We start from the raw sequence: 16,002 nt of genomic DNA on the forward strand, positions 1-16,002 counted from the left end.
TCAGGCCGGGAGGTGGGGGACCGTGACGACCGGGCAGGGGGAGCGGTGCAGCAGCCCGTGCGGGACGGAGCCGAGCCGCATACCGGTGAACCCGCCGCGGCCGCGTCGCCCCACTACGACGGCGAGGGCGTGTCTTGAAGCCTTGGCCAGCTCCTCGACCGGATGACCGCGGATCACCTCGTGGGTGAGCTTCAGGTCGGGAAAGGCCATGGTCCGCCCGGCCGTGGTCTCGGCGAGCAGCCGCCGCAGCGTCTGGACGGCCGCGTGCTCGTCGAAGTGGGCGATCAATTGCGACTGCCACACCCACACGGCGCGCAGCGCGGCTCCGCGCCGGGCCGCGAGGTCGAAGGCGACATCGACGGCAGCAGCGGACGATTCACTGCCGTCGACCCCGACCACCACGTAGGGCGGGTCCTGGGTGACGTGCTCCGGTTCGCGCACCACGACCACCGGGCAGTGCGCCTGGGCGCTCACCGGGACGGTCACAGAGAAGGCGCTGAGCAGCTCCTCGAGCCGGTTCATCCGGCGTGAGCCGAGGACGACGAGCTCGGCATGAGCGGACTCCCGGCACAGCACCTGCGCCGCATTGCCGTCCGCGACGACGGTGGCCAGTTCCAGCTCCGGGCGGCGCGCGCGGGCGAGGCCGACGGCCCTGTCGAGGGCGGCGTCGCCGCGCTCGCGCAGTGCCTTGTGGTAGCGGTCCTCCTCGAAGCCGCGCAGGTCGTGAATGACCGGCGGTACGGCGTGCAGCAGTCGTAGGGGCAGGCCGCGCCGGTCGGCCTCGTCGGCGGCCCAGGCCACGGCCATGGGCTCGGGTTCGAGGGCGTCTACGCCGAACACGATCGGACGGCGTTCGCTGACGGACGTCATGGCTCTCCTCCACCCGTATGCGGGGTCGGCGAGCCGTGGACGGCCACCGTGCCCATACCGGCACCGTAAGTCCCGCAGCGATCGGCCGCGAGGGCCGACAGGCCCACGGGGCCACCTGCCTCTCGGCCCGCCCCTGGCTCGCGCCGCAGCATGGAGGGGAGCCACGCCTTGTGAACATGGTGTCGTCCGGGGTCTACGCGCAGATCGTGCAAAGCCCCGAATATCGCGACGCCAAGACGGAATCGGCGCTTCGGGCGCTGCCCGACCTCCTGCCCGGGTATGCCGGCCATCCCCTCGAGGCGGTGGTGGACGGCACCCGGCTGGAGGCCCAACAGGCTCTGCTGGTCAGCAACAACCCGTACGCCACCCCCGGCCGATGGCCCCGGGTGGGCGCAGGCCCCGGCTGGACCTCGGCATGTTGGTGTCGTCGGGGTTCGCGTGGCAAACGCGGCTCAGGTCGCCGGCCTGACCCTGCGCGGTAGCCAGGCCTCGGGACTGAACGGGCTGACATTCCCGCGCATCACAGCCAACTCCAACGCGGACAGCGTCCCGGTCGCAGTCGACGGCGAGGCACTGCAGCTGACCACCCCCGTCACCTGTAGCATCCGCAAGGGCGCACCGCGCGGCCGGGCCCCCAGGAACCGGCCCAGATCACCGAAGAGCAGACCACGCCACGACTGGCGGGAGACCGCGGCGCTGGCTCTCGGCCGCCCGCGGAGGATGTCGACGGCAGCTGCGGAGCCGACAGCCACGCGGTACGCCGCCGACCGGCTGAACCCTGCGGCGGGTCCCGAAGTGTTTTGCCGGGGCGCTGCGACGATACGACCATGACACCTCAGGCAGGCGCCGCGGAGAAATCGGCCAAGGCAAGACTTGTCCTGCTGACGCTCGCCGCCGGACAGTTCCTGATGGCGCTCGACAGCTCCGTCATGAACGTCTCGATCGCGACGGTGGCCGAGGACCTGGGCACGACCGTGACGGGGGTCCAAGGGGCAATCACGGCCTATACGCTCGTGATGGCGATGTTCATGATCCCGGGCGGCAAGGTCGGCGCGATCATCGGCCGCAAGCGGGCGTTCCTGATCGGCTGCGTCGTCTACGGCTGCGGGTCCCTGACCACGGCGCTCGCCCCGAACCTCACCGTTCTCCTGATCGGCTGGTCGTTCCTCGAAGGGATCGGGGCGTCGCTCATCCTGCCGGCGATCGTCGCCCTCGTTGCCGGCAACTTCGTCACCGAACGCCGGCCTGCCGCCTACGGGCTCGTCGCCGCCGCAGGCGCCATCGCGATCGCGGTCGGACCGCTCATCGGGGGAGTCGCCACGACGTACTTCTCCTGGCGCTGGGTGTTCGCCGGCGAGGTCGTGCTCGTGCTCTGCATCCTGCTGCTCGCCCGCCGCGTTGCGGACGCCCCGGTCGACGAGCGGCACCGCATCGATCGATTCGGCACCGTACTTTCCGCCCTCGGGCTCGGGTCCTTCGTCTACGGCGTCCTGCGCTCCGACGAGTGGGGCTGGTTCCAGCCGAAGCCTGACGCACCTGCTGTGTTCGGCATCTCGCTGGTCGTCTGGCTGATGCTCCTCGGTATCCTGCTGGTCTGGCTTTTCCTGCGCTGGGAGGCCCGCCTCGTGGCCCAGCACAAGGAGCCGCTCGTGGAGCCGGCGCTCCTTCAGAACCGGGGGCTCACCGGTGGTCTGACGATGTTCTTCTTCCAGTACCTCGTGCAGATGGGCGTGTTCTTCGTCGTCCCGCTCTACCTGTCGGTCGCCCTGGGCCTGTCCGCACTCGAAACCGGCGCCCGCCTCCTGCCCCTGTCGCTGACCCTGCTCGCGGCCGCGGTCCTGATCCCCAAACTGCTTCCCGACGTGTCGCCCCGGCGGGTGGTACGGCTCGGAATCCTTGCCCTGCTGGCCGGTACGGTGACGTTGATGGCCGCCCTGGACGCGGACGCGGGCGCGGAAGTCGTCACCTTTCCCCTGCTGCTCGTCGGGCTCGGCATGGGCGCACTCGCTTCCCAGCTCGGATCGGTCACCGTGTCCGCCGTACCGGACGAGCAGAGCGCCGAGGTGGGAGGCGTCCAGAACGCCGTCACCAACCTCGGCGCCTCGATCGGTACGGCACTCGCCGGATCGATCCTGATCGCCGCACTGACCACCTCGTTCCTGACCACCATCGAGCAGAACCCGGCGGTCCCGGCCGAGACCACGAAACAGGCGAGCGTCGAACTCCAGAGCGGTGTTCCCTTCCTGTCGGACGCTCAGGTCAAGACAGCACTCGAGGAGGCAGGCACCAGCCCGGAGATCACCCAGGCAGCGCTCGACGCGAACGCCGCAGCGAGACTCGACGGCCTGCGCGCAGCGCTCGCCATTCTCGCCCTCAGCGCACTCCTCGCGCTGTTCTTCACCGGCCGGATCCCGGCCACCCAGCCCCGCTCGGAGAGGGCGTAGCGCGGGTCAGACCGCATTCGACATCCGCGACGCTGCCCGGCGTCGCGTCGCACACGCCGGCGCGCCAGTGGTGACGAGCAACGCGGGCAGGGCAGCCTTCCGACGCAACCCAGGTGGACGGCATGCCCCTCGCCGAAGCGACGACGGGGGCGACCGGGCGACGGTACCGACCGGCCGTCTGCCGGGTGACATCTTCGCGCGGATTCCGGTCGGCAGGGAGGCCGGTTGAGGAGCGCCACCTCGCGGCGATCCTCGCCGACGTCGTTGCCCGGTCGCTCCCGCGGTCGTGGGCCTGCCCGGGACCGAACGATGCTTGACCACACAACCGTCCTGCCGTCGCCTACGGTGAGAGACGATCGGTCACCATCCGGACGTGTACTCATGGTCGGCGTGCGCACTCTCGCCGACGTTCGGGTGGCGCCGCGCCTGATTCGCGCCAGTGTCCGCAGCGGCTCGGCAGCCGGCAGGGCGTACAGGCGGCGTGCCGGGCGCCGAGCGGCCGCGGACCTACGCCTGGTTCGGCATGCTCTCGTCGGCGACGGCGATGGCGATCCCTAGCGCTTCGGCAATGTGTCCAGCGGCGGACATGACGCGGGCGGTCCCGACGATGGGGGCGACGGCGACCAGGACGTCCTGCAGCTTGTCAGCCGTGAGGCCGGCCTTCATCGCGGGCTCGATGTGCGCGAGGTAGGACACCGGAGGGGCGTCCATGGCGGTGAGGGCCGCGATGCGGGTGAGGATGAGCATGTCCTGCGGGAGGCCGCAGCGATCGAGCGAGTCCATCGTCATGGCGGCGAGCGTGTCAAGGACGGGGGTGTCGGATGAAGTGGTCACGTGACTCTCCTCGAATGGGGAAGCGGCACCTCTGCGGCCGCCAGATCGGCGGCGAATGCGCGCCAGGTAGGCGGGGGACGTGGAGCCCCTGCGTTCGGACCCTAGAAACCGACAGGGGTGATCGCAGCGCAATCAGGCCGTCCAGGTGAACACTCGGCGTCACCATCTCCGCTTCGGCCGCGTGCCAGTGGCTTTGACACGCGGGGCAAAGCCTGGACTTCTGCGGCGGAGAGGACGGAGAGAGGATGCCAGCGCCGCGGACAGCTGGATCGCTCTCGTCAATACGGCCGCCCCCCTCACCCTCTACCGGGCGCCTGCCCGATCGCGTCCGACCCGATGCCATGCGGTGACCGTCCCCCGAGGCGATCACCGGAAGAGTCCCCATCGGATGGTCACTCAGTCAGACATCCAGTCCTTCCTCGTTGTTCCGACGCACAGTGCCCAGATGATCGCGATATCGACGGCGATCAATACGATGGCCCAGACCGGGTAGTACGGCAGCCACAGGAAGTTGGCGATCATGGCCAGGCCTGCGACGGCGACTCCGACGGCACGTGCCCACATGGCGCCACTTGCCCCACTGCATCCGATTCGCCAGGGGCGGGACGACAACCTGACGGGTCCCTCCACGCGGCAGGCGACCCGACAAGGCAGCGCGCCACCCCTCTCCCCCGTGCTGGGCCGCCGGCTCCCGCTCATCTGCCTGCCGGCTGCTCTTGCTTGCTGGGGCGGGTAGGGCGTCTTCGTGAGTATCTGCACCAGACGATCCCTTGCTGCGCGCGGCCGAGCGGCAGGGGTCTGGATCCTCCGGCTAAGACGTGTGGTCGAAGACCGCCGTCACGGGGGCGTGGTCGGACCAGCGCTCGGCATGGGAGGCCGGGCGCTCCACGTACGCCTCGGTGCAGCGGCGTGCGATACCCTCCGTTGTACAAACCAAGTCGATCCGCCAGCCGGAGTCGTTGTCGAAGGCGCGGCCGCGGTAGGACCACCAGGTGTAGGGGCCGGTGCGGTCGGGGTGGAGGGCGCGGACGACGTCGACGTAGCCGGCTTCGTCGTAGACGCGGGAGAGCCAGGCGCGTTCCTCGGGGAGGAAGCCGGCGGACTTCTGGTTGGCCTTCCAGTTCTTGAGGTCCTCGGGGCGGTGCGCGATGTTCCAGTCGCCGCAGACGACGACCTCGCGGCCGTCGGCGGCGGCGCGGGTGCGCAGGGCGGTGAGGTGGACGAGGAATTCCGCCATGAAGCGTTCCTTCTCGTCCTGGCGTTCGGTGCCGACTTCGCCGGAGGGGAGGTAGAGGCTGGCGACGGTGAGGCCGGGGAGGTCGATTTCGAGGTACCTGCCCGAATTGTCGAATTCGGCCGATCCGAATCCGATCGCGGTGCGCTGCGGCTCCGTCCGGGAAAGGACGGCGACGCCGGCGCGGCCCTTGGCGACGGAGGGGGCCCAGACGGCGTGCCAGCCGTCGAGGTCGCGCAGCTCCACGGGCAGCTGCTCGGGTTCGGAGCGCACCTCCTGCAGGCAGATGACGTCCGCCTCGGTGCCGGCCAGCCATTCGACGAAGCCCTTCTTGGCCGCCGCCCGGATTCCGTTCACGTTCACACTCGTCACCACGATCACCCGGGCAGCCTACCGACTGGGTGTACCCGACCCGAATCGTGACGCGCGGCGGTCGGGGGTGCGCGGTGGTCCGCAGTGCGGTACGGGGCGGCTGTGGCAGTGGCTGACATGAGCTGTCGTGAACGCGGCATGAATATGTGCGACAGTCGCATCAAGCCGCGCCATTGGTCTTGACCATCTCCGGAACGAGCCCCTAGGGTCGCTTACTGCAAGGACCTTTAATAAAGAAGGACGGATAAAGGCTCGCTCTCCCACCTGCCGCAACAGCGGGCAGCGGGCCCGGATCCGCCCTTCTTGTCGCAGGGCGGACAGAACAAACAGGTGGAGGACGCGGTGGGGACTACCGGACAGCTCTCGGCGGTGCCGGAGCCGAAGTACTGGCACCTGCGTACGGTGCTGCTGCGGGCCATCGACTCGGAGTTCTCCACCGGGCAGATCCTGCCCAACGAGCGCGAGCTCTCCGCCCGCTTCGGCGTGGCGCGGGCCACGCTGCGCCAGGCGCTCGACCAGCTGGAGCTGGAGGGCCGTCTGGTGCGCCGCCGGGGCATCGGCACCCTGATCGCCGCCCCCCGGGTCGGCGTCCCGGTCAGCCGGCAGGACGAGGGCTGGCCCGGCGCCGCCCGCAGCCAGTCCTGGCGGACGATCGACTGCACCACCGCCCCCGCCACCCCACAGCTGGCCAAGAGCCTCGGCATCGCCGAGGGCGCCACCGCGCACACCGTCCGCCGGGTCCGCATGGTGGAGGGCCGCGCGATGGCCACCGAGTCGCTGCACGTCCCGGCCGCCGCCCTGCCGCACCTGCCCGGCTTCCGTGCCGAGAGCGACCGCGCCCGTTCGGTGCTGCGCCAGCTGGAGCGCCTGGAGGTCGACGGCGAGTCCCGCTCGGTCGAGCTCGGCGTCGCCGAGGCCGAGGAGGCCGCGCTGCTGGAGCGTCCGCCCGGCTCCCCGGTCCTGGTCATGACCACCCAGTACGGCTCGGCCGGCCGCCTCGTCGCGGTGGCCGTCTCCACCTACCGGGCGGACACCTGCAAGCTGACCTTCGGCGAGGCCGGACTGGTCGAGGTCACCCCGGTCTCCCCGGCCGCCGCGACCACCGAGGTCCGTAGCGCCTCCTGAGGCAGCGCCTGCCGAGGTCCCACCTCAGGACGAGGTCCCACCTCAGGACGAGGTCCCACCTCAAGAGGCGCACCCCTGAACCATCTGCCGGAAACCCTCAGGTCGAGGCCCGGACGCCGACCGGCGTCCGGGCCTCTGCCGTCGGGGCCTCTGCCGTCCGGGCCTCTGCCGTTCGGGCACGTCCGGGGCCGAGCGCGCGGACGCCCCCGGTGGGCATCAGGCCCGGGGCGGGTCCACGGCGAAGAGCTGCTCCTCGACGTGGTCGAGGGCGACGCGCAGGGCGCCCATCGCCACGACCTCCGAGCCGAGGGCGGCCAGAGCGACCTCCGGGGCGCGCAGCGTGAACTGGGCGAGCCGCTCGCGCAGGGGGTCCAGGACGCCGTCGAGGCCGGCCGCCCAGCCGCCGATGACCACCAGCTGCGGGTCGATGGCCAGGACGAGCGCGGCGACGCCCTGGACGAGGCGGGTGAGGAAGCGGTCCATGGCGACCTTCGCGACCTCGTCGCCCTCCCGGGCCAGCCGCAGGACGCGGGCGACGGCGGCTTCGTCCAGCGGGTTGAGCGGCTTGCCGGTGGTGGACAGCAGGCGCTCGGGGGTGACCTCCTGGCCGAGCAGGTGCAGGGCGCCGATCTCGCCGGCCGCGCCGCCGAAGCCGCGGTGCAGCCTGCCGTTGATGAGGGAGCCGGCGCCCGGGCTCAGGCCGGCCATGACGAAGACGACGTCGTCGGCGCCGAGCGCCGCGCCCTGCCAGTGCTCGGCGATGGCGGCGAGATTGGCGTCGTTCTCGATCAGGACCGGGCAGCGGAAGGAGCGCCGCAGCCGCGCGCCGAGGTCGAGGCCGGTCCAGCCGGGCATGGCGGTGCCGAGCCGGACGGTGCCCTCGCGGTCCACGATGCCGGGGGTGCCGATGCCGACGGCCCAGAGGTTGTCGCGGGAGATGCCGGCCTTGCGCAGCACCTCGGCGACGGCGGTGCGGACGGCGGTGAGCCGGTCCTCGGCCTCCAGGGTCTCGTCGACCGGCTTGAAGTGACTGCCCACCACCTCGCCGGTGAGGTCGGCCAGGATGACCCGGACGTCGTGCACGCCGATCTCGATGCCGAGGATGTGCCCGGCCTCGGCGCGGAAGCGGAACCAGCGGGCCGGGCGGCCGCGGCGGCCGGTGCCGGGCTGGCCGTCCTCCCTGGGCTGCTCGACCTCGGCGACCAGTCCGGTCTCGACCAGACCCTCGATCACGCCCTCGACGGTCGGCCGCGACAGCCCGGTCTCGCCGACGAGCTGAGTGAGGGTCACGGAGTGGCCGTTCCGCAGCGCCCGGAGCGTGACCGCCGCGTTGATCCGCCGCAGCAGCGAGGAGTCTCCTCCGGTGAGCCGATCCGCCAATGCGATGCCCTTCGCCGTTCGCGCGACTGCCCTGGCGCGCGGTGTCGAGTGCGCGGTGCCCACCGAATGGCCCGCGGGGGTGTGTCCCCGGAACGCGGCACGGCGGCAGGGGGCCGCCTGCGCGGGGGCCGGAGGACAAGCGGAGCCTACCGGGGGAGCGGCCCGGGCGGCGAGGATCCTCGCAGCTCACCCAGGCTTCGGTATCGAAATGGTACGGATCGGGTGGCGGTGTGTGACGCCGGGTTCAGCGGCCCGCCGAGGACGGCCCGCGCCCGGCCCGCCGGGACCGCGCCGACCAGCGGGAACGCGTCGGGAGCCGCGAGCGGAGGACCGAGCCGAAGACGGACCCGAGGACGGACCCGATGGCGCCGATCGACAGCACCGAGCCGACGGAGCCGATGGAGAGGACCGACCCGACGGAGCCGATCGACAACCCCGACCCGATCGAGCCGATGGAGCCGAGGGACCCGATGGAACCGAGAGAGCCGATGGAGCCGATCGATCCGAGGGAACCGATCGAGCCGACGGATCCGGCCGAGCCGATGGAGCCGATCGAGCCGACGGACCGGACGGAATCAACGGACCGGAGCGGGTCGCGGGCGGGCCGGGCCGGGCGAGCGGAAGCCGTCATGAGTCCTGACTGTAGCCGCGACACCGCGGGCGCGCCCCGCCGTCACCCACCCGTCCGCACTCGGTCCACTGGCGCTCGGTCCGCAGGCGTTCACTTCACAGGCGCTCAGTCCACCCGGGCCACGAACAGCCGCTGCCCCAGCAGCCCCATCAGGTGCCCGTCCTCCGGCAGTGCGCGGACGGTCGGGCAGCCGGCCGCCGTGAGGGCCGTCTGCCAGTGCTCCGCCGGTCGGGCGGTGGCGGCCTGCGGGTCGCCGGTGATCAGCAGGTCGAGGTGTTCGGCGGTGGGCGCGAGCAGCAGGAGCCGGCCGCCGGGCGCGAGCAGGCGGACCAGCGCCGGGACTTCGTCCTCCGGCGGCCGGGTCGCGCCGGCGACGACGACGTCGTAGCGGCCGCCGTCGGGGGTGACGTGGTGTTCGGCGTCGGGCCGGGGCCGGGCGGCGAGGGCGCGGGCGACGACCGTCTCGGCGCCGTCCAGGTCGAGGGCGAGTTCGAGGACGCGCAGCGGCGCCGGGCCGGCGTGGGCTTCGGCGGTGCCGCGGACCAGGGTGCCGAGTGCGGTGGCGAGGTAGCCGCGGGCGGCGGCCCGGCGGACCGGGGCGGTGGCCGGGCGGGGTGGTTCCTCGCCGCTGATCAGCCGGGGCAGTCGCAGGGCGCCGCGCCGTACCCGGTCCAGGGCGGCGGCGGGGCCGAGCCCGTCGGCCCAGGTCTCGACGACCGGTCGCCAGGTCTCCCGGACCTCGGCGGCGGTGAGTCCGGGGCCGCCGCGGTAGACCGCGCCCTGGGCGCCGCCGTCGTGACGGGTGATCAGGCCGTGCCGGGCGAGCGCGTCGAGCCAGCGGGAGACCCGGGGGCGTTGGGCGGGGGTGACCATGGCTGTGGCCAGCAGTTCGGCCTCGGGGTGGCCGCGTTCGGGGTCGGTGAGGACGCCGGCCTGCTGGAGGGTGAGCAGCAGGGCGTGGAGGACGGCCCGGTCGAGGTGGGTGCCGAACTCGCGGACCTGTTCGGCGGTGATGCCGATGCTGTGCTTCCAGGCGGCGGCGGTGGCCGCGTCGGTGGCGGCACGCAGCCGGCGGTCGGCGGCTTCGGCGTTGCTGTCCGGGGCGCGGACGTGGGCGAGGACGGCGCCGAGCGCGTCCACGGCGGCGTACACGTCCTCCTGGCGGGGTTCGGGGCCGACGTGCAGGACGAGGCGCAGTGCGTCGAGGTTCACGTCCCGGGCGGCGGGGCCGGGCAGTCGGCTGAGGCGCCAGAGCAGGGCGGAGGGCAGGCTGAGGTGGGTGGTGCGGTTGGCGGCGACGGCGGCGAGCTGGTCCTCCGGCGGCTGCTCGGGGTCGCCGCAGTGGACGGTGCCGCCGGCGAGCAGGGTGGCGAGGGCGAGGTCGACGGCGAGGTCGGTGACGGGGTGCAGCAGGGTGTGGCGGATGGGCGGCGGGCCGAGGACGCCGGCCCAGTAGCGCAGCCGCTGTTCGGCGGCGCGGGCGGCGGAGGGTGCCAGTGCGGCGTGCTCGGCGACGCGCTGGGCGAGCGCCCGTGGCAGGCCGCCCGGCGGGGAGACGCCGAGCAGCAGGCCGATGCCGCTGATCGCGCGTCCGTCGGCGACGACGGCGGGCCGGTCGCCGAGCTCGCGCAGCGCGCTGACCAGGGCAGGAGTGGTGGGCACGGTGATCACTTTCGGGGTGCGGGGGAGAAACCGAACTACTGAACCATGCGGCCGGGGCGGGGAAGGGCGCCCATGGGTCAAACTTCGGTAATGATTTTCATATCGGCCAGCCAAGGGGGTGGGGCGAAGTCGGCGCGAAGGCGTCGGAACTTCGCATTCCGGAAGTGCTGCGTGATCCCTTGACAGTCGGTTCGGGTACTGGATTACTGGCCCTGACTGCGACGCCTGGCCGAACGACCGGTAGGCATCCCCGGGTCGGGCGATCCCGGACCGGTCCGGCACCTCCGGACCGGTCGGTGATCCCGGATCGCTCGGCGGCCCGGATCGGCAGGGCGACGGCTCCGGGGCTGCCGATCAGCGAAGGAGCGACGATGGGCGGCACCGCACCCGTCCCGCGCCGACACCTCGGCGAGCCGATCCCGCCCGGGTTCCTGGATGCCGGCGAGCGGATGGGCGTGGACGAGCTGCGCGCCCACCAGCTCACCCGGCTGCGGGCCACCCTGCGGCACGCGTACGACAACGTCGAGCTCTACCGCCGCAAGTTCGACGCGGCCGGGGTGCACCCCGAGGACTGCCGCACGCTGGCGGACCTCGCCCGCTTCCCCTTCACCACCAAGGCCGACCTGCGCGAGGGCTACCCGTTCGGCATGTTCGCCGTCCCGATGGAGCAGGTCCGCCGGATCCACGCCTCCAGCGGCACCACCGGCCGGCCGACCGTGGTCGGCTACACCGAGAACGACCTCTCCATGTGGGCCGACGTGGTCGCCCGGTCGATCCGAGCGGCCGGCGGCCGGCCCGGCCACAAGGTGCACATCGCCTACGGCTACGGCCTGTTCACCGGCGGCCTCGGCGCGCACTACGGCGCCGAGCGGGCCGGCTGCACCGTCATCCCCGCCTCCGGCGGCATGACGGCCCGGCAGGTGCAGCTGATCCAGGACTTCGAGCCCGAGATCATCATGGTCACGCCGTCCTACCTGCTCACCCTGCTGGACGAGTTCGAGAAGCAGGGCATCGACCCGCGCGGCACCTCGCTCAGGGTGGGCATCTTCGGCGCCGAGCCCTGGACGGAGGAGATGCGGCGCGAGATCGAGGAGCGGCTGGACCTGCACGCCGTCGACATCTACGGCCTGTCCGAGGTGGTCGGCCCGGGCGTCGCCCAGGAGTGCGTGGAGACCAAGGACGGGCTGCACATCTGGGAGGACCACTTCTACCCGGAGGTCGTCGACCCGTTCACCGACGAGGTGCTGGCCGGGGGCGAGGTCGGTGAGCTGGTCTTCACCTCGCTCACCAAGGAGGCGCTGCCCGTCATCCGCTACCGCACCCGCGACCTCAGCCGTCTGCTGCCCGGCACCGCGCGTCCGGCCTTCCGGCGGATGGAGAAGGTCACCGGCCGCAGCGACGACATGATCATCCTGCGCGGGGTGAACCTCTTCCCGACCCAGATCGAGGAGATCCTGCTGCGCACCCCGGCCGTCGCGCCGCACTTCCAGCTGCGGCTCACCCGGGAGGGGCGGCTGGACCGGATGACCGTCCGGGTCGAGGCGCGGCCGGACGCGCCCGCCGAGGGGCGGGACGCTGCGCGGGAGGCGATCGTCCGCGCGGTGAAGGACGGGATCGGCGTGACGGTCGCGGTCGAGGTGGTCGAGCCGTACACCCTGGAGCGCTCGGTCGGGAAGATCAAGCGGGTGGTGGACGAGCGGGGCTGACCCGGTAGGAGGGCGACCCGCCGGGGCTGACCCGGCAGCAGGGCGACCCGCCGGGCCACGGGGACGCCCGGCTGTGGGGACGCGGAGAGGTCGGAGGCGCACGGCTGTCCGGGGGGTGATGCCGTGCGCCCCCGACGTCTACAGAAATGTAGACGGTCGATCGGGCGCGAGTCCAGCCGCCTCCCCGGCTACCCGTTCGGACCACCGGATTCGTGGGCTCGGCACATGCTTCCCAGACTCGGAGAGGAGAAGGGGGTGGACCCAACCGGAGAGGCATCTTCATGAGCATCGGGCTTCGCCGCGTCCTCGCGGTCACCGCCGTGGTTTCCCTCGGCCTCGGCATGGCGTCCTGTGGCAGCGCCAAGCAGTCGTCAGGAGGCGGCTCCTCGGGCACCGCGGCAGCCGGGAGCGGCAGCGCGTCCGTGGGGGCCGTCCGGATCGCCCTGCTGCTGCCGGAGACCAAGACCACCCGCTACGAGCAGTTCGACCGCCCGCTGATCGAGCAGAAGATCAAGGAGCTCGCGCCGGACGCCCAGATCGACTACTACAACGCCAACCAGGACGCGACGGTCCAGCAGACCCAGGTGGACACCGCCCTCACCAAGGGCAGCAAGGTGCTGATCCTGGACCCGGTGGACTCCAAGTCGATCCAGTCCTCCGTCCAGAAGGCCCACGACGCCGGCGTCAAGGTGCTCGCCTACGACCGCCTCGCCCAGGGCCCGATCGACGCGTACGTCTCCTTCAACAACCACAAGGTCGGTCAACTGCAGGGCCAGGCCCTGGTGGCGGCGGTGGGCGACAAGGCCAACGCCGGCCAGATCATCATGATCAACGGCTCGCCCACCGACCCCAACGCGGCCGACTTCAAGGCCGGCGCGCACAGCGCGATCGACGGCAAGCTGAAGATCGGCAAGGAGTACGACACCCCGCAGTGGGACCCGAACCTGGCCAACCAGGAGGCCGCGGCGGGCATCACCGCGATCGGCCCGGCCAACGTCGTCGGCATCTACTCCGCCAACGACGGCATGGCCGCCGGTATCGCCACCGCGCAGAAGGCGGCCGGGATCAACACCCCGCTCACCGGCCAGGACGCCCAGCTCGACGCCATCCAGCGGATCCTGATCGGCACCCAGACCATGACCGTCTACAAGCCGTTCAAGCCGGAGGCCGACGCCGCGGCCCAGATGGCCGTCGCCCTGGCCGCCGGCCAGACCCCCTCCGCCTCCATCGCGCCGACGACGGCGACCAACGGCAGCAACCACAAGGCGGTCGCCAACCTGCTCACGCCGATCGTCGTCAACAAGGACAACGTCAAGACCACCGTGGTCCAGGACGGCCTCTACACCGTGGCCCAGATCTGCACGCCGGACTACGCCGCCGCCTGCCAGTCCGCCGGCCTCACGTAACCGGCCTCGCCGTCCCGGCGTCGCCCGTCCGACGTCACCCCTTCGACGTCGCGCTCCCGACGTCCCCCCTCGAACCCGATCAGGCCCCGCCTCCACGACGGAGGCGGGGCAAGGGAGTTGGTCACTGTGGCAGGTGAGACCGTACTGGCCCTGCGTGGGGTCTCCAAACGGTTCGGCGCCGTCCAGGCGCTCACCGACATCGAACTGGAGGTGCACGCCGGCGAGGTGGTGGCCCTGGTCGGCGACAACGGCGCCGGCAAGTCCACCCTGGTCAAGGCCATCGCCGGGGTGCACCAGCCCGACGAGGGCGTCATCGAGTGGCAGGGCAGACCGGTGACCATCCACCGGCCCCAGGACGCCCAGCAGTTGGGCATCGCGACGGTCTACCAGGACCTCGCGCTCTGCGACAACCTCGACGTGGTCGGGAACCTCTTCCTCGGCCGCGAGATCCGGCGCTTCACCATCCTCGACGAGGTCGCGATGGAGAAGCGCTCCCGGGCACTTCTGGACACCCTCTCCATCCGCATCCCCAGCGTGCGGATCCCCGTCGCCTCGCTCTCCGGTGGTCAGCGCCAGGTCGTCGCGATCGCCCGCGCGCTGATCGGCTCGCCCAAGGTCGTGATGCTGGACGAACCCACCGCGGCCCTCGGCGTCGAGCAGACCGCCCAGGTGCTCGACCTGGTCGAGCGGCTGCGCGAGCAGGACCACGGCGTGATCCTGATCAGCCACAACATGGCGGACGTGATGGCCGTCGCGGACACCGTCGCGGTGCTGCGCCTCGGCCGCAACAACGGCGTCTTCGACAAGCGCTACACCAACCAGGAAGAGATCATCTCGGCCATCACCGGTGCCACGGACAACGCCGTGACCCGCCGGAAGGCCCGGGGCCAGGAGGGTTCCGAGTGAGCGAGAACATCCCCGGGAGCCCCCCGGGCGGCGAGCCCGAACGCCATCACGTCCCGCTGCCCGAGGACAGCATGTCCATCGGCGGCGTCAACGCCCCCGAGCCGGTCGCCCCCGGGGCGACCCCCGCCGTCGACCCCCGGCTGATCGTCCGCCAGGAGGGCGTCAAGGGCTACGTGGGGGAGTTCCGCCGCCGCCTGAGCAGCGGTGAACTCGGCTCGCTGCCCGTCGTCCTGGCGCTGATCGTGATCTGGGCCGTGTTCGGCAGCCTGAACAGCAGCTTCCTGTCCGCCCAGAACCTCTCCAACCTGTCCCAGCAGATCGTCGGCACCGGCATGATCGCGATCGGTGTGGTCTTCGTGCTGCTGCTCGGCGAGATCGACCTCTCGGTCGGCTCGGTCAGCGGCCTGTGCGCCGCGATCTACGCCGTCCTGAGCGTGACCAACGGCGTCAACCAGTGGCTGGCGCTGCTCACGGCCCTCGTCGGAGGCGCCGTGGTCGGCTGCATCCAGGGCGTCTTCTTCGCCAAGGTCGGCGTCCCGGCCTTCGTCGTCACCCTCGCCGGTAACCTCGGCTGGAACGGCCTGATGCTGCAGATCCTCGGCGCCACCGGCACCGTCAACCTCCCGGGCAACGACATCGTCTCCAGGCTCTACAGCACCATCTACGGCCAGCAGGCCGCCGCCTACGGCGCGGCGGCGGTCGGTGTCCTGCTGTTCCTGTTCGCCTCGCTGGTCGACGCCCGGCGGCGGCAGGCCGCGGGCGTGCCGTCCCGCCCGCCGACCGACATCGTGCTGCGCACCGTCCTGCTGGCGATCGTCGCCTTCCTCGCCGCCTACACGCTCAACCAGTACAAGGGGCTGCCCCTCGCGCTGCTGATCTTCCTGATCTTCATCGTGGTGCTGGACTTCGTGCTGCGCCGCACCTCCTACGGCCGCCAGGTGTTCGCGCTCGGCGGCAACATCGAGGGCGCCCGGCGCGCGGGCATCAACGTGGCCTGGATCCGGATCACCGTCTTCACCATCTGTTCCACGATGGCGGCCGTCGGCGGCCTCTTCCTGGCCGCGCAGATCCAGTCGGCCAGCCAGACCTCCGGCGGCGGAAACCTGCTGATGAACGCCATCGCGGCGGCCGTCATCGGCGGCACCAGCCTCTTCGGCGGACGCGGCAAGACCTGGTCGGCGCTGCTCGGTGCGCTGGTGATCGGCTCGATCCAGTCCGGGATGAACATCCAGGGCCTGAGCAACGCCATCCAGTTCATGATCACCGGCCTGGTGCTGCTGGCCGCCGTCGTGATCGACTCCCTGGCCCGCCGCACCCAGAAGGCCGCCGGTCGGGCCTGAGCATCCGCACCCGGGCTCCACGGCGGGCCCGGTCACCCGCGCGCGGGCGTCCATGGTGGGCATGGGCGCCCGCGCGCGGGGGTCCGTGGTGG

12 protein-coding genes and 1 pseudogene are annotated in these 16,002 nt (G+C 71.8%); 6 read left to right on the forward strand and 7 right to left on the reverse strand.

From position 1 onward, the window contains the following. On the reverse strand, nucleotides 1-870 hold the full coding sequence (locus tag ACIGG8_RS24615; RefSeq protein WP_396550725.1) for a universal stress protein: 870 nt from the start codon (nucleotides 868-870) through the stop codon (nucleotides 1-3). A gap of 827 nt (nucleotides 871-1,697) precedes the next feature. Between ACIGG8_RS24615 and ACIGG8_RS24620 the strand changes: the two genes are divergently transcribed. After that, entirely contained in the window at nucleotides 1,698-3,314 is a 1,617-nt protein-coding gene (locus tag ACIGG8_RS24620) for an MFS transporter (protein ID WP_396550727.1), read from the forward strand. Nucleotides 3,315-3,821: 507 nt separating this feature from the next. Here the strand turns inward: ACIGG8_RS24620 and ACIGG8_RS24625 are convergent. The 3 genes and pseudogenes from ACIGG8_RS24625 to ACIGG8_RS24635 all read right to left on the reverse strand — a co-directional run bounded on the left by ACIGG8_RS24625 (nucleotide 3,822) and on the right by ACIGG8_RS24635 (nucleotide 5,763). Further along, entirely contained in the window at nucleotides 3,822-4,148 is a 327-nt protein-coding gene (locus ACIGG8_RS24625; RefSeq protein WP_396550729.1) for a carboxymuconolactone decarboxylase family protein, read from the reverse strand. A gap of 396 nt (nucleotides 4,149-4,544) precedes the next feature. Continuing rightward, nucleotides 4,545-4,724: pseudogene (locus tag ACIGG8_RS24630) on the reverse strand (hypothetical protein); the annotation flags it as partial. 235 nt (nucleotides 4,725-4,959) lie between these two features. After that, on the reverse strand, nucleotides 4,960-5,763 hold the full coding sequence (locus ACIGG8_RS24635) for an exodeoxyribonuclease III (RefSeq protein ID WP_396550731.1): 804 nt from the start codon (nucleotides 5,761-5,763) through the stop codon (nucleotides 4,960-4,962). A 333-nt stretch (nucleotides 5,764-6,096) separates the two neighbouring features. Here ACIGG8_RS24635 and ACIGG8_RS24640 point away from each other — a divergent pair, with 333 nt between their 5' ends. Then, nucleotides 6,097-6,879 carry a GntR family transcriptional regulator gene (locus tag ACIGG8_RS24640; RefSeq protein ID WP_396550733.1) on the forward strand — a complete coding sequence of 261 codons (783 nt, stop codon included), beginning with the start codon at nucleotides 6,097-6,099 and terminating at the stop codon, nucleotides 6,877-6,879. Nucleotides 6,880-7,095: 216 nt separating this feature from the next. On the opposite strand, the gene ACIGG8_RS24645 is transcribed toward ACIGG8_RS24640, so the two are convergent. From ACIGG8_RS24645 to ACIGG8_RS24655, 3 genes are all read right to left on the reverse strand, one after another. Further along, nucleotides 7,096-8,259: an ROK family protein gene (locus ACIGG8_RS24645; protein ID WP_396550735.1), complete on the reverse strand. Its 1,164-nt coding sequence runs from the start codon at nucleotides 8,257-8,259 to the stop codon at nucleotides 7,096-7,098. A gap of 244 nt (nucleotides 8,260-8,503) precedes the next feature. Next, a complete protein-coding gene (locus ACIGG8_RS24650; RefSeq protein WP_396550737.1) occupies nucleotides 8,504-8,890 on the reverse strand; it encodes a hypothetical protein in 387 nt (128 codons plus the stop codon). 105 nt (nucleotides 8,891-8,995) lie between these two features. Next, complete coding sequence (locus ACIGG8_RS24655; protein ID WP_396550739.1) at nucleotides 8,996-10,552, reverse strand: hypothetical protein; 1,557 nt, start codon at nucleotides 10,550-10,552, stop codon at nucleotides 8,996-8,998. A 371-nt stretch (nucleotides 10,553-10,923) separates the two neighbouring features. On the opposite strand from ACIGG8_RS24655, the gene paaK reads away from it, so the two are divergent. The 4 genes from paaK to ACIGG8_RS24675 all read left to right on the forward strand — a co-directional run bounded on the left by paaK (nucleotide 10,924) and on the right by ACIGG8_RS24675 (nucleotide 15,910). Further along, the gene (paaK, locus tag ACIGG8_RS24660; RefSeq protein ID WP_396550740.1) at nucleotides 10,924-12,258 is read left to right on the forward strand and encodes a phenylacetate--CoA ligase PaaK; all 1,335 of its coding nucleotides are present in this window, start codon (nucleotides 10,924-10,926) and stop codon (nucleotides 12,256-12,258) included. 281 nt (nucleotides 12,259-12,539) lie between these two features. Further along, entirely contained in the window at nucleotides 12,540-13,664 is a 1,125-nt protein-coding gene (locus tag ACIGG8_RS24665; protein WP_350525732.1) for a substrate-binding domain-containing protein, read from the forward strand. A 126-nt stretch (nucleotides 13,665-13,790) separates the two neighbouring features. After that, on the forward strand, nucleotides 13,791-14,570 hold the full coding sequence (locus ACIGG8_RS24670; RefSeq protein WP_396550742.1) for an ATP-binding cassette domain-containing protein: 780 nt from the start codon (nucleotides 13,791-13,793) through the stop codon (nucleotides 14,568-14,570). A gap of 71 nt (nucleotides 14,571-14,641) precedes the next feature. Further along, nucleotides 14,642-15,910, forward strand: coding sequence for a sugar ABC transporter permease (locus ACIGG8_RS24675; protein WP_396550823.1), 1,269 nt, complete (start codon nucleotides 14,642-14,644; stop codon nucleotides 15,908-15,910). Nucleotides 15,911-16,002 lie beyond the last annotated feature (92 nt).

Source organism: Kitasatospora sp. NPDC085464 (genome assembly GCF_044541955.1).
In the GTDB taxonomy this organism is placed as follows: domain Bacteria; phylum Actinomycetota; class Actinomycetes; order Streptomycetales; family Streptomycetaceae; genus Kitasatospora.

What these genes read in the sequence shown, in the direction of transcription:
- ACIGG8_RS24665 (WP_350525732.1), top strand. Translation starts at nt 12,540, where the DNA reads ATGAGCATCGGGCTTCGCCGCGTCCTCGCGGTCACCGCCGTGGTTTCC.
- paaK (WP_396550740.1), top strand. Translation starts at nt 10,924, where the DNA reads ATGGGCGGCACCGCACCCGTCCCGCGCCGACACCTCGGCGAGCCGATC.
- ACIGG8_RS24615 (WP_396550725.1), bottom strand. Translation starts at nt 870, where the DNA reads ATGACGTCCGTCAGCGAACGCCGTCCGATCGTGTTCGGCGTAGACGCC.
- ACIGG8_RS24675 (WP_396550823.1), top strand. Translation starts at nt 14,642, where the DNA reads ATGTCCATCGGCGGCGTCAACGCCCCCGAGCCGGTCGCCCCCGGGGCG.
- ACIGG8_RS24650 (WP_396550737.1), bottom strand. Translation starts at nt 8,890, where the DNA reads ATGACGGCTTCCGCTCGCCCGGCCCGGCCCGCCCGCGACCCGCTCCGG.
- ACIGG8_RS24620 (WP_396550727.1), top strand. Translation starts at nt 1,698, where the DNA reads ATGACACCTCAGGCAGGCGCCGCGGAGAAATCGGCCAAGGCAAGACTT.